This is a genomic window from Stenotrophomonas sp. 99219_Sma, assembly GCF_056480785.1.
This window is the reverse complement of sequence record NZ_CM151117.1, coordinates 703,376-720,673: the sequence shown is the minus strand read 5'-3', so window position 1 is coordinate 720,673 and position 17,298 is coordinate 703,376. Positions and strand designations below refer to the sequence as shown.

The 17,298-nt window shown below is 67.0% G+C and carries 15 protein-coding genes and 1 riboswitch; of the genes, 8 read left to right on the top strand and 7 right to left on the bottom strand.

Annotated elements, in window-relative coordinates; all coding sequences use genetic code 11:
* Nucleotides 1-18 precede the first annotated feature (18 nt).
* Both ppc and ACZK13_RS03205 read right to left on the bottom strand, forming a co-directional pair.
* A complete protein-coding gene (gene ppc / locus ACZK13_RS03210) occupies nt 19-2,730 on the bottom strand; it encodes a phosphoenolpyruvate carboxylase (RefSeq protein ID WP_253144710.1) in 2,712 nt (903 codons plus the stop codon).
* Nucleotides 2,731-2,902: 172 nt separating this feature from the next.
* Entirely contained in the window at nt 2,903-5,419 is a 2,517-nt protein-coding gene (locus ACZK13_RS03205; RefSeq protein ID WP_253144694.1) for a S9 family peptidase, read from the bottom strand.
* Between the two features lie 120 nt (nt 5,420-5,539).
* Nucleotides 5,540-5,623: riboswitch (S-adenosyl-L-homocysteine riboswitch) on the top strand.
* Between the two features lie 36 nt (nt 5,624-5,659).
* Between ACZK13_RS03205 and ahcY the strand changes: the two genes are divergently transcribed.
* The 3 genes from ahcY to ACZK13_RS03190 all read left to right on the top strand — a co-directional run bounded on the left by ahcY (nt 5,660) and on the right by ACZK13_RS03190 (nt 8,361).
* On the top strand, nt 5,660-7,105 hold the full coding sequence (gene ahcY, locus ACZK13_RS03200) for an adenosylhomocysteinase (protein WP_014036003.1): 1,446 nt from the start codon (nt 5,660-5,662) through the stop codon (nt 7,103-7,105).
* A 279-nt stretch (nt 7,106-7,384) separates the two neighbouring features.
* Nucleotides 7,385-7,858, top strand: a complete 474-nt coding sequence (gene ybaK / locus ACZK13_RS03195) for a Cys-tRNA(Pro) deacylase (RefSeq protein ID WP_049399794.1) — start codon at nt 7,385-7,387, stop codon at nt 7,856-7,858.
* Nucleotides 7,858-8,361 (top strand): hypothetical protein, encoded by a 504-nt coding sequence (locus ACZK13_RS03190; RefSeq protein ID WP_180838395.1) that lies wholly within the window; start codon nt 7,858-7,860, stop codon nt 8,359-8,361. The genes ybaK and ACZK13_RS03190 overlap by 1 nt, the downstream gene beginning before the upstream one ends.
* Here ACZK13_RS03190 and ACZK13_RS03185 read toward each other — a convergent pair.
* Nucleotides 8,358-9,053 carry an energy transducer TonB gene (locus tag ACZK13_RS03185; protein WP_346487017.1) on the bottom strand — a complete coding sequence of 232 codons (696 nt, stop codon included), beginning with the start codon at nt 9,051-9,053 and terminating at the stop codon, nt 8,358-8,360. The genes ACZK13_RS03190 and ACZK13_RS03185 overlap by 4 nt on opposite strands.
* A 28-nt stretch (nt 9,054-9,081) precedes the next feature.
* The gene (locus ACZK13_RS03180; RefSeq protein WP_049425078.1) at nt 9,082-9,639 is read right to left on the bottom strand and encodes a DUF3228 family protein; all 558 of its coding nucleotides are present in this window, start codon (nt 9,637-9,639) and stop codon (nt 9,082-9,084) included.
* Between the two features lie 105 nt (nt 9,640-9,744).
* Between ACZK13_RS03180 and ACZK13_RS03175 the strand changes: the two genes are divergently transcribed.
* The 3 genes from ACZK13_RS03175 to ACZK13_RS03165 are packed head-to-tail and all read left to right on the top strand — an operon-like array spanning nt 9,745 to nt 12,856.
* Entirely contained in the window at nt 9,745-10,875 is a 1,131-nt protein-coding gene (locus ACZK13_RS03175) for a type 1 glutamine amidotransferase domain-containing protein (RefSeq protein WP_049399797.1), read from the top strand.
* A 2-nt stretch (nt 10,876-10,877) separates the two neighbouring features.
* Nucleotides 10,878-11,567, top strand: coding sequence for a response regulator transcription factor (locus ACZK13_RS03170; protein WP_032129701.1), 690 nt, complete (start codon nt 10,878-10,880; stop codon nt 11,565-11,567).
* Nucleotides 11,564-12,856, top strand: a complete 1,293-nt coding sequence (locus ACZK13_RS03165; protein WP_180865283.1) for a sensor histidine kinase — start codon at nt 11,564-11,566, stop codon at nt 12,854-12,856. Before ACZK13_RS03170 ends, ACZK13_RS03165 begins: the two co-directional genes overlap by 4 nt.
* Before the next feature lie 47 nt (nt 12,857-12,903).
* Here ACZK13_RS03165 and ACZK13_RS03160 read toward each other — a convergent pair whose 3' ends face one another.
* The 3 genes from ACZK13_RS03160 to ACZK13_RS03150 are packed head-to-tail and all read right to left on the bottom strand — an operon-like array spanning nt 12,904 to nt 15,629.
* Nucleotides 12,904-13,635 (bottom strand): LytR/AlgR family response regulator transcription factor, encoded by a 732-nt coding sequence (locus ACZK13_RS03160; RefSeq protein WP_253144692.1) that lies wholly within the window; start codon nt 13,633-13,635, stop codon nt 12,904-12,906.
* Nucleotides 13,632-14,678: a sensor histidine kinase gene (locus ACZK13_RS03155; RefSeq protein ID WP_253144689.1), complete on the bottom strand. Its 1,047-nt coding sequence runs from the start codon at nt 14,676-14,678 to the stop codon at nt 13,632-13,634. The genes ACZK13_RS03160 and ACZK13_RS03155 overlap by 4 nt, the downstream gene beginning before the upstream one ends.
* A gap of 24 nt (nt 14,679-14,702) precedes the next feature.
* Nucleotides 14,703-15,629, bottom strand: a complete 927-nt coding sequence (locus ACZK13_RS03150) for an alpha/beta fold hydrolase (protein WP_253144686.1) — start codon at nt 15,627-15,629, stop codon at nt 14,703-14,705.
* Between the two features lie 203 nt (nt 15,630-15,832).
* Here ACZK13_RS03150 and metF point away from each other — a divergent pair, with 203 nt between their 5' ends.
* A complete protein-coding gene (gene metF / locus ACZK13_RS03145; RefSeq protein WP_049399801.1) occupies nt 15,833-16,660 on the top strand; it encodes a methylenetetrahydrofolate reductase [NAD(P)H] in 828 nt (275 codons plus the stop codon).
* 40 nt (nt 16,661-16,700) lie between these two features.
* A complete protein-coding gene (locus ACZK13_RS03140; protein ID WP_253144684.1) occupies nt 16,701-17,282 on the top strand; it encodes a DUF4124 domain-containing protein in 582 nt (193 codons plus the stop codon).
* Nucleotides 17,283-17,298: the final 16 nt, after the last annotated feature.

Sequence of the window (17,298 nt, the reverse complement as noted above, 5' to 3'; positions counted from 1 at the left end):
ATGCCCGGCGGATGCGGATCAACCGGTGTTCTGCACACCCTGCGAAACACCGTTCACGCAGGCCACCAGTGCGCGCAGCAGGTCGTCATCCTCGCGCCCGCTTTCGCGCCAACGCTGCAGCAGATCCACCTGCAGCACGCTGATCGGATCGACGTAGGGATTGCGCAGACGGATCGAAAGCGACAGCCGCGCATCGTGGTCGAGCAGCGTCTGCTGGCCCATCAGCGCCAGCAACCAATGCCGGGTGAGTTCAAGCTCCTTCTCGACCTGGGGGAAGAAGCGCCCGTGCAGATCACCTGACAGCTTCGAGAACTGCTCGGCGATAGTGATATCGCCCTTGGACAGCACCATCGCGATGTCGTCGAGGAAGGTACGGAAGAACGGCCAGTCACGTGCCATCTCGCGCAGGGTCTGCTCGTGACCAGCATCGACCGCCGCCTGCAGGCCGCTGCCCACGCCGTACCAGCCGGGAATGACGGCACGCGCCTGGCTCCAGGCGAACACCCACGGAATCGCGCGCAGGTTGCCCAACGCCGCGTCCTGGCCGAGCCGGCGCGACGGACGCGAACCCAGCGTCATCCGCTCGATCACGTCGATCGGCGTGGCCGTGCGGAAGTAGTCCATGAACCCAGACTGGCCGACGAAGGCGCGGTACACCTCGCTGCTGGCCGATGACACCACGTCCATCACCGGTCGCCACTCATCCTCGCGGGGTTCGGCGGCACGCGGGCGCAGGCTGGCGCGCAACACCGCACCCGTAGCCTGTTCCAGCGAGCGCAGCGCCAACGCACGGATGCCGTATTTGCGATGGATCACTTCGCCCTGCTCGGTCACCCGCAGGCGGCCATCGATGCTGCCGCGCGGCGACGCATCGACCGCGTGCGTGGTCTTGCCACCGCCACGGCTGATCGAACCGCCACGGCCATGGAAGAAGGTCAGGCGGATGCCGGCCTCGGCCGCCACCTCCAGCAGTTCCACCTGCGCACGCTGCAGGCCCCAGCGCGAAGCAGCGATGCCACCGTCCTTGCTGCTGTCCGAATAGCCCAGCATCACCATCTGCACGTCGTCGCGTGCGTGCAGATGCGCACGGTACACCGGGTCGGCCAGCAGGTCGCGCAGGGTCGCGGTGCCACGCTTGAGATCGTCCACCGTCTCGAACAGTGGCGCAATATCCAGCGGCACCGAACCGCCCTCTTCCACCAGGCCGCCACGGCGTGCCAGCGCCAGCACGGCCAGCACGTCACTGCGGTCGTGTGCCATCGAGATGATGTAGCTGCCCAGCGCATCGCCACCATGGCGCGCACGCGCATCGGCCAAGGCGGCGAACACCGCATCCAGGCGCTCGTTGCCTTCGTCGTCGCCCTTCGGCAACGGCGCGTCACCACTGGCATGCGGCGCCAGCAGACGCGCGCGGCCCAATGCGTCCAGACCGTCCCACGCCGCGTCGCCGCCCAGCACGGTGGCCAGCGCGCGCGCGTGCACGCTCGATTCCTGGCGCACGTCCAACCGCGCAAGATGGAAGCCGAACGTCTTCACCCGCCACAGCAGGCGCTGCACGGCGAAGCCACCGGCATGTTCGCCGCGGTTGGCGCGCAGGCTGTCGAGGATCAGCTGCAGATCCTCGATCAGTTCATCAGGACCGGCGTAGGCGCCTACGCCGTCATCCAGTGTGGCCTGCAGGCGTGCACGCATGCGGTCATTGAGCAGGCGGTAGGGCATGTCGGCATGGCGTGGGCGCGACTGCACCTGCGGCAGCAGCTGCTGGTAGTGCGCCACCCGTGCCTGCAGCGCATCGCTCACACCCACCCGCTCGGTGGACTGGCTGAGCAGGCTGGCCAGCTGCAGCAGTTCCTTCTGGTAGCGCGCGAGCACCGCCTGCCGCTGCGCATCCAGCGTATTGCGGATGGTGGTGGCATCCACGTTCGGGTTGCCGTCCATGTCGCCGCCCACCCAGGTACCGAAGCGCAGCAGGCGCGGCAGCGGCAGTTCTTCGCCGTAGGTATCACGCAACGCTTGCTGCAGCGATTCGTACAGCACCGGAATCACCCGGTACAGCACCTGCACCAGATAGAAGCCGACGTGCTCGCGCTCGTCATCGACGGTGGGTCGCACCGGCGAGGAATCGGTGGTCTGCCATGAGGCGGTCAGCGCCATACGGAAGCGCGCGGCATCGGCGGCGGCTTCACCCGGCGTGCGCTGGCCGTCGAGGTTGTCGACCAGGCTGGCCACCATCAGCTGCTCCTTCTCCAGCAGCGCGCGCCGCACTGCTTCGGTCGGATGTGCGGTGAACACCGGTTCGATGTCGATGCGGGGCAGCCACTGCGCCAGCTCGTCCAGGCCCACGCCCTGCGCCTTCAGGTGCTGCAGTGCATCCTGCAGGCCATCGGGCTGCGCCCCTGCGGTACCGGCGCGCTGGTAGTCACGGCGGCGGCGGATGCGATGCACGCGCTCGGCGATGTTGACCACCTGGAAGTAGGTGCTGAAGGCCCGCACCATGGTCTCGGCCTGTTGCGGCGTGCGCCCGGCCAGGCCATCGGCCAGCTCCGACAGCGGCGCCTGGTTCTCGCGGCGGGCGATGGCGCGGGTGCGCACGTCTTCGACATCATCGAGGAAGGCGGCAGAGACCTGTTCAACCAGCAGGTCTCCGACCAGCGCGCCGAGCCGGCGCACGTCATCGCGAAGCGGAAGATCGGGGGAAGCAAACTCGATGCTGCTGCGGTACTCGTTCATCGGCGACGCACAGGCCTCGGTCAACGGATCCAGACCCCAAGCCTAAACCAGAACGGGCATCGTGCTGCGATGCAAAAATGGTTTCATCTGGTAGTGCCGGCCGCTGGCCGGCAACCTCAGGTCGCGTGGGTCCATGAGGTTGCCGGCCAGCGGCCGGCACTACCGGGTCACGTCAGCGCTTCTTCTTCGCCTTGCCCTGCTCGGCCGGGCCGATGGTCTGTTCCAGCCAGCGCTCGCTTTCGGCCAGCATGGTCATGATCGACTCGCGTGCACGGTAGGCATGCGATTCGTTCGGCAGCATCACCAGACGCGCGGTGCCACCCAGGCCCTTCACTGCGGCGAACATGCGCTCGCTCTGCATCGGGAACGTGCCGGAGTTGTTGTCGTCCACGCCGTGGATGAAGAGGATCGGATCCTTGATCCTGTCGGCGTAGTTGAACGGCGCCATCTTCTGGTAGACGTCCTGCGCCTGCCAGTAGTTGCGCTCCTCGGCCTGGAAGCCGAACGGCGTGAGCGTGCGGTTGTAGGCGCCGCTGCGCGCGATGCCCGCCTTGAACAGGCGCGTGTGCGCCAGCAGGTTGGCGGTCATGAACGCACCGTAGGAATGGCCACCAATGGCGATGTGATCGCGATCGGTCACGCCACGGCGCACCACTTCATCCACGGCGGCCTGCGCGTTGGCCACCAGCTGTTCGATGTAGGTGTCGTTCGGCTCCTTGTCGCCTTCGCCGATGATCGGCATCGACGGGCTGGCCAGCACCACATAGCCCTTGGCCAGGAACGCCTGCGGGCCCCAGTAGCTGACCGCATTGAAGCGGTACGGCGAATCGGTCACCTGGCTGGCCGCAGCCGCACTCTTGAACTCGCCCGGGTAGGCCCACATCAGCAGCGGCCGCGGGCCGTCGCGCTTCGGGTCGTAGCCCGGCGGCAGCAGCAGGGTCGCGGTCAGGTCGACGCCATCCTTGCGCTTGTAGCGGATCTGCTCCTTCTGCACGCCCTTCAACTGCGGCAGCGGATGCGCGAAGTGGGTCAGCGCACGCGGCGCAGCACCGGCATCGGCCAGCGACTGCACGTAGAAGTTGGCCGGCTCGTCCGGGCTCTCGCGGCTCAGCAGCAGCGAGCTGCCCTGGTTGTCCAGCAATGCCACCGGCAGCGAATAGCTCGGCGCCTGCGAGTGGAACAGGCGGGTTGCCTTGCCCGTGGCGATGTCGAAGCGGTCCACGAACGGACGATCGCCTTCCGGCGATGCACCGGCACCGGCCAGATACAGGCTGCTGCCATCGGCGCTGGTCTGCAGCAGCGAGCGCCCGCGGTCGTCGCTGGACAACAGCGGCCGGCCCGGATCGGCATAGCGGTCCTGCGCATCGCGGTCCCACAGCAGGCGCGGCTCGGCACCGGCGTTGTCCGGGGCGATCAACCAGGTCTTGGTCCTGCGCGTCTTCCACCACGATTCGGTCAGCAGGGCCAGGTCACCGCGGCCCCAGCTGATGCCGGCCAGGCGGCTGCCAAGCTGGGCCAGGGTGACCGGCGGTTTGTCGAACGGCGCAGCCTGCATCAGCACCGCATCGCGCACCTTGGCGTCCCTGTTCGGGTCGCCGCCGTCCTGGGCTTCGGCCCAGACCAGCGTGGCATCGGCATCACCACGCCAGCTGATATCGCGCACGCCGGTCACTTCAGCGTCGTTGCCGGTCGGCAGACCTTCCACCAGCGGACGCACGGCCACGGTGTGCACCAGCTTGCCGCTGGCCCGGTCGATCACTTCGATACGGCGCGGGAAACTGCTCACCGGCACCACGTAGGAATACGGCCGCTGCACCGGCTGGCGCAGCACGAAGCGGCCATCCGGCGACACCGAGAAACCCATGAAGATGCCGGCCGCGCCGATCGCGCGGGTGTTGCCATCCAGGCTGACTTCCATCGGCTGGGTGGTGGCGTAGTAATCGAACTGGCGCGCGTCGGCCTCGTTCTTCAGCAGGTCCTGGTAGGTACGGATCGACACCACGCCGCCGCCCTGGCTGGTCTGCTGCACGGCCGGGCCGGTCGGAATGCCGTCGGCGGCCGGGGCCGCACCAAGGTTGGCCGGACGGGTGAACACCACCAGGCCGCGGCTGTCCGGCAGCCACTGGTAGCCACTGCCGATCACCGTGTTCAGGCCGGCGACCAGACGACGGGCGCTGCCGCCGGCCACATCCACCAGCCACAGTTCATTGGCGCCGCTGGCGGCGTCGACCTGGTTGAAGGCCAGCCACTTCTGGTCCGGCGACCACATCACGCTGGCGATCGACAGCTTGGCCGGCAGGCCGCTGATCTGCCGTTCCTTGCCGTCGGCCACGTTCATCAGCCACAGCTTCTCGCCGAAGCTGAAGCGGCTGTCGGAGAAGGTGCGCGGGTTGATGCGCAGGCCGGCCAGCTTCAGTTCCGGCTGCGCTACCACCTGGATCGACGGCAGCGACGGCATCTGCATCATCGCGGCGACATCGCGGCGTGGCGACAGGTACAGCGAGGGCGCGCGCGGCGCGTCCACCACCGCCTGCAGCGCGGCCGACGGCAGTTCGTAGCCGTTGACGCCCTGGGCCTGTGCGGCCACCGGCTGCGGCGCTGCGGCCCAGGCCAGCGGGGCCACCGCCAGCAGTCCCATCGACAGGACCAGGCCGGTCCAGCGCCGAGTACGGCGCGCGTGCATGCTCATCGTTCCACCTGTGTGATGCGTGAAAACACCGACCTTAACAGGCCGTGCACGCGGCCCCATCTGCCGATGGTTGGGTCATCCGGATGTCACGTCGGGGCCGCGATATAATGGGGGTTCTCCCCTGCCGAGGGGCGCTGCGACCGGATCCCACGAGGCCCGGCCAGGCTCGGTAAGGTGGCTTTGTAACAACGGCGCCCGGCTAGATGCGAGCATCCGCTCGTCCACAACCGGAGCACACGAATGAACGCTGTTGCCAAGACCTTCTCCACCGAAGGTGACTACAAGATCCGCGATATCACGCTGGCCGACTGGGGCCGCAAGGAACTGGACATCGCCGAGCACGAAATGCCGGGCCTGATGTCGATCCGCCGCAAGTACCAGGCCGAGCTGCCGCTGAAGGGCGTGCGCGTGACCGGCTCGCTGCACATGACCATCCAGACCGCGGTGCTGATCGAGACCCTGAAGGACATCGGCGCCGACGTGCGCTGGGCCTCGTGCAACATCTTCTCGACCCAGGACCACGCCGCTGCCGCCATCGCCGCCACCGGCACCCCGGTGTTCGCCTGGAAGGGCGAAACCCTGGAAGAGTACTGGGACTGCACCCTGGACGCGCTGACCTTCACCCTGGCCGACGGCACCCTGACCGGCCCGGAGCTGGTGGTCGACGACGGTGGTGACGTGACCCTGCTGATCCACAAGGGCTACGAGCTGGAAAACGGCAGCGACTGGGTCAACACCGCCTCTGCCTCGCACGAAGAACAGGTCATCAAGAACCTGCTCAAGCGCGTCGCCAAGGAGCGCCCGGGTTACTGGGGCCGCGTGGTCAAGGACTGGAAGGGCGTCTCCGAAGAGACCACCACCGGCGTGCACCGCCTGTACCAGCTGGCCCAGGCCGGCACCCTGCTGATCCCGGCGATCAACGTCAACGACTCGGTCACCAAGAGCAAGTTCGACAACCTGTACGGCTGCCGCGAGTCGCTGGCCGATGGCCTGAAGCGCGCGATGGACGTGATGCTGGCCGGCAAGGTGGCCGTGGTCTGCGGCTACGGCGACGTCGGCAAGGGCTGCGCGGCCTCGCTGCGTGCCTACGGCGCGCGCGTGATCGTCACCGAAATCGACCCGATCTGCGCCCTGCAGGCGGCGATGGAAGGCTATGAAGTCAACACCATCGAATCGACCCTGGGCCGTGCCGACCTGTACGTCACCACCACCGGCAACAAGGACATCATCCGCATCGAGCACCTGAGCGCGATGAAGGACCAGGCCATCGTCTGCAACATCGGCCACTTCGACAACGAGATCCAGGTCGATGCGCTGGTGTCGTTCGCCGGCATCAAGCACGTCAACATCAAGCCGCAGGTGGACAAGTACATCTTCCCGAACGGCAACGCGATCTTCCTGCTGGCCGAAGGCCGCCTGGTGAACCTGGGCTGCGCCACCGGCCACCCGAGCTTCGTGATGTCCAACAGCTTCGCCAACCAGACCCTGGCACAGATCGACCTGTGGGCGAACAAGGACAGCTACGAGAAGAAGGTCTACCTGCTGCCGAAGAAGCTGGACGAAGAAGTGGCCCGCCTGCACCTGGAAAAGATCGGCGTGAAGCTGACCACCCTGAGCCAGGAACAGGCCGACTACATCGGCGTGCCGGTGGAAGGCCCGTTCAAGCCGGACCACTACCGCTACTGATGCCTGCGCGGTGCCGGCCAGCGGCCGGCACTACCGGTGCATGCAACACACGGAACGGGCGCCTTCGGGCGCCCGTTCTGCGTCTGCCTGCAGCCGTACACCACGTATCCACGCATGGCGTGGATCTACTGATCGTCCGGCCCCAGTAGATCCACGCCATGCGTGGATATCCCCCAGCCAACCCACAGTAGATCCACGCCATGCGTGGATGTTCCCCACCGGAGCGGGAACAATAGCCTCGGTCAAGGCAACACCCCTGCCCCGCGCTAGGATGCCCCCATGACTCCGGCCATCAACCTGCTCAAGCGCGAGAAGATCGCCCACACCGTGCGCAGCTACGTGCACGATGCTCACGCCGAATCGTATGGCGGCGAAGCCGTCGACAAGCTCGGCCTCGACCCGGCCCAGGTGTTCAAGACCCTGCTGGCCAGCACCGAGACCCATGAACTGCTGGTAGCGATCGTGCCGGTGGCCGGCCAGCTGGACCTGAAGGCGCTGGCCGAAGCGGCCGGCTGCAAGAAGTGCGAAATGGCCGCGGCCGATGCCGCACAGCGCGCGACCGGTTACCTGGTCGGTGGCATCAGCCCACTCGGGCAGAAGAAGCGCCTGCGCACCTTCCTGGACGCCAGCGCGCAGGCATTGCCCGCGCTGCATGTCAGCGCCGGTCGCCGCGGCCTGGAAGTGGAACTGGCACCAGCCGACCTGCTGCGGCTGACTGCCGGCCACTACGCTGCCATCGGCAAGTCACGCTGATGCGCTGGCCGTGGTCTGCAGCACCGATACCCCGGCTCGACGATGCACAGGCCGATGTGCTGCTGCAGGACCTGTTGTCGCGCGATGCAACGCGCATCAACGATGCCACGCGTACGGTCGCTCGGCTGTTCAGCGCCTCATCGTTGGACGCGCTGGTCGCGCATGTGGATACGATCGAACGCAGCTGCCAAGGCATCGCCCTTGGCGGCATGCTGATCAGCAACCAGGTGCACCTGAAGGCGGCCCTGCAACGGCTGCGCTACTGGCAGGCACGCGAAGGCTGCCTGTGCGCGCTCTACCCATCCTATGTGTTCTTCAGCCCCGAGCCGCTGCTGGAACAAGGTCACGTGCAGCTGCGTGCACGGGGCGAAGCGGAGGACGGCTGGGGCGAATGCTACCGGCTGACGTGCACCTGCTGCGCGCAGCAATGGAGCGCGACCGAGCGCGAGTACCACTATCGCTGGTGGGAGTGGAAGCCCGAGCCCGCCCTGCAGACGCCTTAGTTGAGCTTGAACGTGACCGTGCCGCGTATCAGGCTCATGCTTGGTGCCTTGCCTGCCGCTTCACGCTCGTAACGCCAATCACGCGCGTGCTTGAGCGCCGCCGCATCGAGCAGCGGGTAGCCGCTGGATCGGGACAGGATGATCGCCTGGGTCTTGCCCTGCGCATCCAGCAGCAGCATCAGCTCGACACCTCCCTGCTGGGCCTCGCGCATGGCGGCCGCAGGATACGTCGGGACCGACGAAAGTCGCCGCTGGTGCCAGCCTCCTTCCCGGGCAATCAAGGGCGTGCTGGAAGAGAGTGGGCAACGTGCAGGCATCTGCAGGTCGAAGCCTGCAGCCCCTTGCGAAGGCCGGGTGGTGGCTGGCGCACTACAGGCGATCGCCGACACGCTCTGCAGCAACGACTGCTGACGCGAAAGCGCTGCAGCGTCATCCGCTTCCACATGGAACGTGCAGCGCCCCGACGTTGCCTGCGCCTGCAGTGAACCCACGCCGGCATCGCGGATCGGCGTCACGTCGGACAAAGCACCACAGGCAGCGCCTGCATCGTATTTTGCTGCAGAGCCCTCACACGCGGCCAGCAGGCCTGCGGCGACCCATGCGAACGGCATCCAACTGCGAACATCCATCCCTGTGCTCCCTGCGTTGATCCACCGCCATGGTAGCGTCCCGCTGCAATCTTCCCTGTTCACATGCCGACTGTCCGGCCGCAGCGTGGGCTCACGGCCGCCAGTTGGCGTTGTTCTCCCAGAACGCGACGGAGCGCTGGTAAGCCTCGCGATCCAGCGGCACACCGGAACCGCCCTCCTCCACGCCCAGTGCATTGCGCATCATGGTGATCGGCGCCATCGGTACCTCTTCGGGTTCGGCGGTGTAGATACAGCCGACGATGCCCCAGTCGGCCTCGATCGGTGAACCCTCCTTCGCCAGCTGCCCGGCGCTGTACAGGATCACCACCAGATAGTTCGCGCGCGGCGACTCCACGCCCTCGAACCAGCGCACCAGTACCGGCAGTTCCTCGCGGTTGCGCGCCTCGTAGCCGCTGCGCAGCTGGTGGCGGTTGGCCTCGGTGACCGGCACCGTCAGGCAGCGCGTGCTGGTCCAGTTCTCGTAGACGAACAGTTTGCAGAACGGCGCGTAGCCGTCGAGCACCTTCAGCGGCGCGTGCGCATTGAGGTGTGCCTCGAACTGCTCGGCAGTACAGTCCTGGATGGTGTTGCCACGCGGCACGCGCGGGAACAGGCGGGGACGGGCGAAGTCGGTGAGGACGATGGACATGGCATGCACGAACGGGAACAGGCCCTCAGGGTAACCGTCGATGCGCTTGAAGTCTGCTTCACATTTGCCGGCCACAGTGCGCGCACATCTCCCGGAGAGTCCTGCATGAACCGCTTCCGCTCCCCCCTGCTGTCCGGCCTGCTGGCCGTCCTTCTCCTCCCTGCCATGGCCCCATCTTCCGCGTCTGCCGCACCATCGCGCGTGCTGCTCGTCGTCAGCAGCGAAGGCCGGGACCAAGGGAAGACCCGTCCGGGCTTCGAGATGGACGAATTCGCCCAGGCCTGGCTCATCCTCAAGCAGAACGGCTTCGACATCGACGTGGCAAGTCCGCGTGGCGGCGCCGTCGAGGCTGACAAGTACAACCCCTCCGAGGCCTTCAACGCAGCCGTCCTTGCCGATTCCCAGGCCATGGGCAAGCTTGCCGCGACCGTGCCCACTGCACAACTGCGTGCCAGCGACTACCAGGGCGTCCTGGTGATCGGCGGCAAGGGTGCCATGTTCGACCTTCCGGCCGACAAGGCCCTGCATGCCACGATTGCCGGAATCTGGCAGCAGGGAGGACTGGTCGCGGCGGTATGCCATGGTCCGGCCGCACTGGCGGGTGTTCGCCTTCCCGATGGCCGGGCCATGGTGGAAGGCCGCGCCATGACCGGATTCACGGAAGAGGAAGAAGCACTGTTCGGCAAACGTTGGGCGAAGGAATTCGCGTTCCAGCTTGAACCGCGCATGCGCGAGCTGGGCGCACGCTGGCAGGAGGCACCGCTGATGATGCCCAAGGTCGTAGTCGATGGACGCCTGCTGACCGGTCAGAACCCGTTCTCGACCGCCGCACTGGCTGACGCCTTCGTGCGCGCCAGCGGGCGTGTGCCACTGGCACGCCAGGCATGGCGCGATGAGCGCAGCATGGCGCTGGTGGAGCAGCACCTGCAGCAGCGTGATGGTCAGGCGGCGCAGATACTGGCGCAGCGCCCGTCCGACCATCACGTCGAGCTGATCGGCATGCTGGGTTTCTACCAGCTGAAAGCAGCAAAGGACGCCACTGCAACCGCCGACGCGCTGTCCATCATGCAGCTGGCCAGCCCGCATATGGACGAGCCGAGGCTGCAGGTCGCGATGGCAGAAGCGCACTGGCGCCTGGGCCGGACCGATCTGGCCCGTTCGCAGGTACTGGCTGTGCTGGAAAAGCAGCCCGGTCTGGACGAAGCTAACGCTCTCCTGGCCCGCATGCAGCCCTGACCATGGACGCCGAGCGCCTGCGCCTGCTGTTGATTGAAGACAACCTGCCGCTGGCCTCGGCCATCATCGACATGCTGCAGGCGCATGGCCATCTGGTCGATTTCGCCGCTGGCGGACACGTCGGGCTGCAGTTGGCGCTGGCGTCACCGCCGGATGTGCTGCTGCTCGATATCGGGTTGCCGGGCACCGATGGTACGACGGTCTGCCGTCGGTTGCGCGAGTGCAGTGATCGGCACGTCCCCATCCTGATGCTGACCGCACGCGATGCGATCGACGACAAGCTGCAGGGCTTCGCTGCGGGCGCGGATGACTATCTGGTCAAGCCCTTCGACGATGCCGAGCTGCTCGCCCGCTGTCTCGCCCTCGCCCGCCGCCATCGCGTGGGTCAACCGAACCTCCTGCAGATTGGGCCGCTGAGCATCGACCGCCGCAGCGGCCAGGCCTGGCGCGCGGGATTGCTGCTGGAGCTGGCACAGGTTCCGCAGCGCATCCTGCTCGTACTGGCCGAGGCCTGGCCGCGAACCGTCACCCGCAGCGAGCTCGTTCAACGCCTGTGGGGGGATGAAGCACCTCCTTCCGATCCGCTGCGCTCGCATCTGTACCTGTTGCGGCAGGTACTGGACAGGCCGTTCGAAGGCGAGATGCTGCGCACCGTCCACGGTGTCGGCTTCCGTCTGGAAGCTTCGCCATGAAACCTCGGCCCACCCAGCACCTGCGCCGTCGACTGCTGATCACATTCACAGCCTTCGCGCTGTTCACCGCCACGGTGTTCGGCACCTACTCGCTGGTGTTCATGTATGTGGTGGAAGACAGCATCTTCAACGCCCAACTGGACCGTGAAGCACGGGCTCAGCTCGCCTGGCACGCGCTCGAAGGGGACTGGCGTACACCTGCCGATGCCGCAATCCAGCTGCATCGTTCACCCTCTACCTTCCCCGACGATCTGCGCAGCGAGTTCGCAAAGGAACCGTGGCGCTCGGAGTTCGCGGGTGTCGATGGTCGGCACTACCATCTCAAGCGGATCGATCCCCCGGCCGGCGCCCGCCCTGCTTGGCTTGTATCGGAGGTCAGTGCGCAACTGGTGGTCCGGCCGATCCGCGATCGGGTCGTAATGCTGCTTGCCGGCACAGCACTGCTGGTCCTGATCGCGGCGATCGTCCTCGGCATCTGGCTCGCCCATCGCAGCACACGCTCGCTCTACGCGCTGGTCGAGGAGGTTGAAGCGCTGCAGCCGGAACCAGGCCCCGGCGTGCGCCTGGCAGCACGTTTCGACGATGACGAGATTGGCGTGCTCGCGCGCGCCCTGGATGGATTGTCCGCACGCGTCGCTGCCTTCGTTGCCCGCGAACACGCGTTCACGCGCGATGCCAGCCACGAACTGCGCACACCCTTGAGCGTCATCTCCAGTGCGGCAGGCCAGTTGGCCAGCGAGTCGGGCCTGTCCGAGCGTGGCCGCCAGCATGTGCAGCATATCCGTCTTTCGGCACTGCAGCTGCAGCAGGCCATTGCGGCGCTGCTGGCGCTGGCTCGCGAGGAAACCGCCAGCCACGGCGCTCCGCCGGTCAAACTTGTGCCGCTGCTGGAACGGGTGATCATCGAGCAGTCTCCGTTGCTGGCTGCACGGCCGGTCGAGGTACAGCTGACCGTGCCCGACGGGGCCACGCTGCGCGCGCCCGAGGCGGCCCTGCGCGTAGTCCTGGCCAATCTGGTCGGCAATGCGTTCGCGCATACCGCGCAGGGCCAGGTCCTGATTGCATGGCAGGACGCTCAGCTGCTGGTGCACAACACGGCAGGTGCTTCGCCCTTCCTTGGCAACTGGCCCGAGCCGCGGCCATTCGACAAGCGTGATGGCAGCGAGGGCAACGGCCTGGGCCTGGATATCATGCGGCGACTGTGCAGCCACTACGGGCTCGAACTGGTCATCCAGCACGGCGGTGGCGGGGTGATGGCCCGCTTGAGGGGGCAGCCAGCCGAGGCATGAAGCGCCTCCGGCGGTCCAGCCCCGTCAGTGCCGAGCGGTAGCGGCAGCTACAACGCCATCCGCTCGCGCAGCTCCCGCGCCTGCCGCCGCGACACTTCCACCTCGCTGCCATCATCCAGCGCCAGGTCATAACCATCAGCGATGCTGGGCGACACCCCACGGATACGGCGCAGGTTGACCAGCGTGTTGCGGTTGGCACGGAAGAACAGATCCGGCGGCAGACGTGCTTCCAGCGCACTCAGGCTGCGGGTCAGCAACGCGTTCTGGTCGCGGAACCACAGCCGCGTGTAGTTGCCATCCACCACCAGCCGGCGGATCTCCGAGACCGCAACGAACCAGCAGCGTTCGCCCTCGCGCACGAACACCTGGTCCTGCGCGCCCAGCGTGCTGCGCGGCTCTGGCGTTTCGCCCGCCACCACCTCGCGCTGGCGCGCCCGCTGCAACGCTTCCAGCAAGCGCGGTGCCTCGACCGGCTTCACCAGATAGTCCAGCGCATTGGCCTGGAACGCGCGCACCGCGTAGGTGTCGTAGGCAGTAACGAAGATCACCGCCGGCACCGTCTCCAGCCCATCCAGCACATCGAAGCCACTGCCGGAGGGCATCTGCACATCCAGCAGCACCAGGTCCGGCGCCAGTGTGGCGATCGCCTCGCGCGCGGCCGGCACATCGTCGGCCTCGCCCACGCACTGCACCCACGGCAGCGCCGACAACAGCGTGCGCAGCTCCTGCCGCGCCAGCCGCGCATCATCAACGATCAATACGCGCAGCACGCCACTCATTGCGGAATCTCCAGCAGGGCCCGCATGCGGTCGCCGACCGGCTGCAGGGTGAAACGACCTTGCGTACCGAGCTGCGCACGCAGGTACGCCAGGCCGACGCCATGCCCAGGGGTGGGCTCGTTGGCGCTGCCCAGCGGATTGTCCACCTGCAGGCGCAGCACGTCATTGTCCAGCGTGGCACGGATCTGCACCTCGCCGCCGCCGGGGCGGCTGGCGATGCCGTGCTTGATCGCGTTCTCCACCAGCAGCTGTAGTGCCATCGCCGGCAACTGCGCCTGCATGGCATCGGCATCAATGTGCTGGCTTACCTGCAGGCGCTGTTCGAAGTGGATGGCCTCGATGGCCAGGTAGTCGTCGACCACCGCCAGCTCCTCGGCCAGCGTGACCTGCTCACTGCGGTTGTGCGCCAGCGCCTGGCGCAGCGTGCGCGACAGGCGGGTGACCATGTCGCGCGCACGCTCAGGATCTTCCAGGATCAGCGCGCGCAGGTTGTTCAGCGCATTGAACATGAAGTGCGGGTTGAGCCGTGCACGCAGCGCATCGCGTTCCAGCGCACTGCGCTCGGCTTCGGCGCGCAGGCGGGCCAGTTCCGCCCCGCGTATCCGGCGCAGGCTGTGCAGGCTTGCCCAAAGCGCTGCCCACAGGGCCAGCATCACCGCAGTGGTGTACCAGTAGAGCAGCAGCGCCTTGGAGCTGAAGTCGGCCGTCTGCCGCCCCAGGCTCACCCAGTTCCAGGCCAGCGCCGAGTGCAGCGCGATGTTCACCAGCAGCTGCGCCACTGCCGCGCCCAATGCCACCGACAGCGCCAGCCGCAGCAACAGCCCGGCCGTTCCGCGCGCCCACCAGTCTGCACGCAGCGCCAGCGCGCGGATGGCACCGCTGCATCCGAACAGGGCCAACGCCAGGCCCAGCGTGATCAACACGCCTGCGCTTCCGGCATCGCTGAAATAGGCTTGGCGCAGGCCGATTCCGGCAACGCCATAGAGCGCCCATACCAGCGCATTGAGCAGCCAGAAGCGTACCGTCGAGGAGGAATCCGGCATGTCCATTCCGAGGCGTGTTGAAACTCAGTGGTGGCGGTCGAGGAAGGCCTGCACCTGTTCCTGCAACCAGCGCGGATCATCCCACATCAGGAAGTGGAAACCCTGCGCGCTCATCGCGATCTGTACGCCCTGCAGTTTCGCGTACTGGGCCTGGAACACCGCCCGGGTGCCGTCCTCGGTGCCACCCATCGGCTGATAGCCGGCCCAGCTGCCCAGCACCAGCGTCGGTGCGGTGATCGAGGCAATGCTGTCACGCAGGTCAGTGGTCATCACCGCATGCATGGCATCGGCCGTGGTCTGGCGATCGCTGTCTTCGCCCCAGCGGCCCAGTTCGGCCTGGCGCTGAGTATCGCGGGTCATCCCCGGCAGGCCCGCCTTCAACTGCGCCTGCCATTGCGCGGCGTCGGCGGCCAGCATGCCCTTGCGCAGCTGGTCGGCCACCGGCCGCACGCTGTCAGCGGTGGCCTTCGGGTCACGCGCGGCCGGCAGGAATGGCAGGGCGTCAACCACCACCAGCGCGCTGACCGCCTTCGGCTCGGCCTGCGCCATCTGCAGGCCCAGCAGGCCACCGAGGCTGTGGCCAACCACCACCACCGGCCCCAGATGCTGGTCATGCAGGTAGGCCAGCAGCTGCCCGCGCATCGCCGGCAGGAACTCGACCGGGCGCGGATCGGCCGCGAGCGCACCGGCAAAGCCGGGCAGCTGCACCAGATGGCACTGCACATCCTTCAGGGCCAGGCAGGTCTCGCGCCACACCTCGGCGCTGCTGTTGAGGCCGGGAATCATCAGCAGCGGGCGGCCCTTGCCGACCACCTCGACCTGCACCTTGCCCGCCGCCGGGGCGCTGGCGGCGTGCGCCGAGCCGGAGCCGAGCACGGCCATCGCCATGCCGATCATCGCCAGCCGGGCCAGGGCCTTCATTGCATACCAGAGTGCCAGGAAGATCTTCATCGTCTGCTCCTTCGTCAGGTGGGTGGTGCCGGAATGGGCTCAGCGTGCCGCCGGCCACGGCACCCGGGGGGCGATTTCGGAGCAGCGGCCGATCGCCGGGGCGAACGGTCGCAGGCGGCTGACGATGTTCGCCCGCAGAAATTTACAACATCCATCTTGATGAAGCGATATACTGATCCGCACCCGCCGCTGCCGCCCGTGCCATGACCGCCATCAGCTTCGAGTTCTATCCGCCCAAGACCGACGAACAGCGCAGCCAGCTGGACCGTGCCGCGGCCAGGCTGAAGGACTACGGTCCCGAGTACGTGTCGTGTACCTTCGGCGCCGGTGGCTCGACCCTGAGCTATACCTCCGAGACCGTGCGCCACCTCAACCAGCACCATGGCTTCGATGCCGCACCGCATCTGTCCTGCGTCGGCGGCACCCGTCAGGAAATCCGCGAGTTGCTCAAGCTGTACCGCGCCATCGGCTGCCGCCGCCTGGTCGCGCTGCGCGGCGATCTGCCGTCGGGCATGGGTTTCCCCGGTGACATGCGCTATGCCGCCGAACTGATCGACTTCATCCGCGCCGAGCACGGTGATGCGTTCCATATCGAAGTGGGCGCGTACCCCGAAACGCACCCGCAGGCTTCCGACGCACTGGCCGACCTGAAGCATTTCAAGGCCAAGATCGACGCCGGTGCCGATGCGGCGATCACCCAGTACTTCTTCAACCCCGATGCCTACTTCCATTTCGTCGACGAAGTGCGGCGGCTGGGCGTGCAGGTACCGATCACGCCCGGCATCATGCCGATCGCCAACTTCAGCCAGCTGCGCCGCTTCTCCGAACAGTGCGGTGCGGAGATCCCGCGCTGGATCAGCCGCAAGATGCAGGCCTATGGCGATGATGCAGAGTCGGTGCGTGCATTCGGCACTGAAGTGGTGGCCAAGCTGTGCCAGCGCCTGATCGAAGGCGGCGCACCCGGCCTGCACTTCTACACCTTGAACCTGGCCAAGCCGACCACTTCGGTGCTGAAGCTGCTGCAGGGCTGAAAGCACGGCGCGCAAGCGTGATCGGCGCTACCCTGCGAGGATGATCCGGCTTTCCTTCCTGCTGTTGCTGCTGCCGTGCGTGCTGTCGAGCGCCGCCCACGCACAGTCCACGCGCCTGAACCGCTGCACCGATGCCCAGGGCCAAAGCGTCTACACCGACCGGCCCTGCGACAGCCTGGGCGCGCGGTCGCGGTTGCCACCGCCTGCGCCCGCCGGCAACACCCTGCAGCGCGACACCCTGGGGGCACGCTGCCCGCGGCGGCTGAGTGAACTGGTGGACGCGCTGCGCGTCGGCATCGTCAGCAACGATGTGAATCGGCTGTCTTCACTGTATCTGTGGGGCGCGGTTTCCGATGCGGGCGCGCAGCGCATCCTCGGCCAGCTGGAATCGTTGGCGCGGCGGCCCCTGGTGGACGTGGTGCCGGTGTATCCGTCACAGGCGCTGCCGCAATCGCAGGATGAGGATCAGAGCTCTGCCGCGTTGGGATCCGACCCTGTGGCCTCTGTGGCGCGGCATCCCATCGGCCTGCGCCTGGAGCAGACCCTGCCCGGCAGCGCGTCGCGCGCTTCGACGGTGCTGGGGTTGCGACGGCAATACGGGTGTTTCTGGATCACGCTGTGATCGCGAGCATCCATCC

Excerpts from the sequence above, each read along its gene's own strand:
- ppc (WP_253144710.1), bottom strand. The coding sequence starts at position 2,730 with ATGAACGAGTACCGCAGCAGCATCGAGTTTGCTTCCCCCGATCTTCCG.
- ACZK13_RS03205 (WP_253144694.1), bottom strand. The coding sequence starts at position 5,419 with ATGAGCATGCACGCGCGCCGTACTCGGCGCTGGACCGGCCTGGTCCTG.
- ahcY (WP_014036003.1), top strand. The coding sequence starts at position 5,660 with ATGAACGCTGTTGCCAAGACCTTCTCCACCGAAGGTGACTACAAGATC.
- ybaK (WP_049399794.1), top strand. The coding sequence starts at position 7,385 with ATGACTCCGGCCATCAACCTGCTCAAGCGCGAGAAGATCGCCCACACC.
- ACZK13_RS03190 (WP_180838395.1), top strand. The coding sequence starts at position 7,858 with ATGCGCTGGCCGTGGTCTGCAGCACCGATACCCCGGCTCGACGATGCA.
- ACZK13_RS03180 (WP_049425078.1), bottom strand. The coding sequence starts at position 9,639 with ATGTCCATCGTCCTCACCGACTTCGCCCGTCCCCGCCTGTTCCCGCGC.
- ACZK13_RS03175 (WP_049399797.1), top strand. The coding sequence starts at position 9,745 with ATGAACCGCTTCCGCTCCCCCCTGCTGTCCGGCCTGCTGGCCGTCCTT.
- ACZK13_RS03170 (WP_032129701.1), top strand. The coding sequence starts at position 10,878 with ATGGACGCCGAGCGCCTGCGCCTGCTGTTGATTGAAGACAACCTGCCG.
- ACZK13_RS03165 (WP_180865283.1), top strand. The coding sequence starts at position 11,564 with ATGAAACCTCGGCCCACCCAGCACCTGCGCCGTCGACTGCTGATCACA.
- ACZK13_RS03160 (WP_253144692.1), bottom strand. The coding sequence starts at position 13,635 with ATGAGTGGCGTGCTGCGCGTATTGATCGTTGATGATGCGCGGCTGGCG.
- ACZK13_RS03155 (WP_253144689.1), bottom strand. The coding sequence starts at position 14,678 with ATGCCGGATTCCTCCTCGACGGTACGCTTCTGGCTGCTCAATGCGCTG.
- ACZK13_RS03150 (WP_253144686.1), bottom strand. The coding sequence starts at position 15,629 with ATGAAGATCTTCCTGGCACTCTGGTATGCAATGAAGGCCCTGGCCCGG.
- metF (WP_049399801.1), top strand. The coding sequence starts at position 15,833 with ATGACCGCCATCAGCTTCGAGTTCTATCCGCCCAAGACCGACGAACAG.
- ACZK13_RS03140 (WP_253144684.1), top strand. The coding sequence starts at position 16,701 with ATGATCCGGCTTTCCTTCCTGCTGTTGCTGCTGCCGTGCGTGCTGTCG.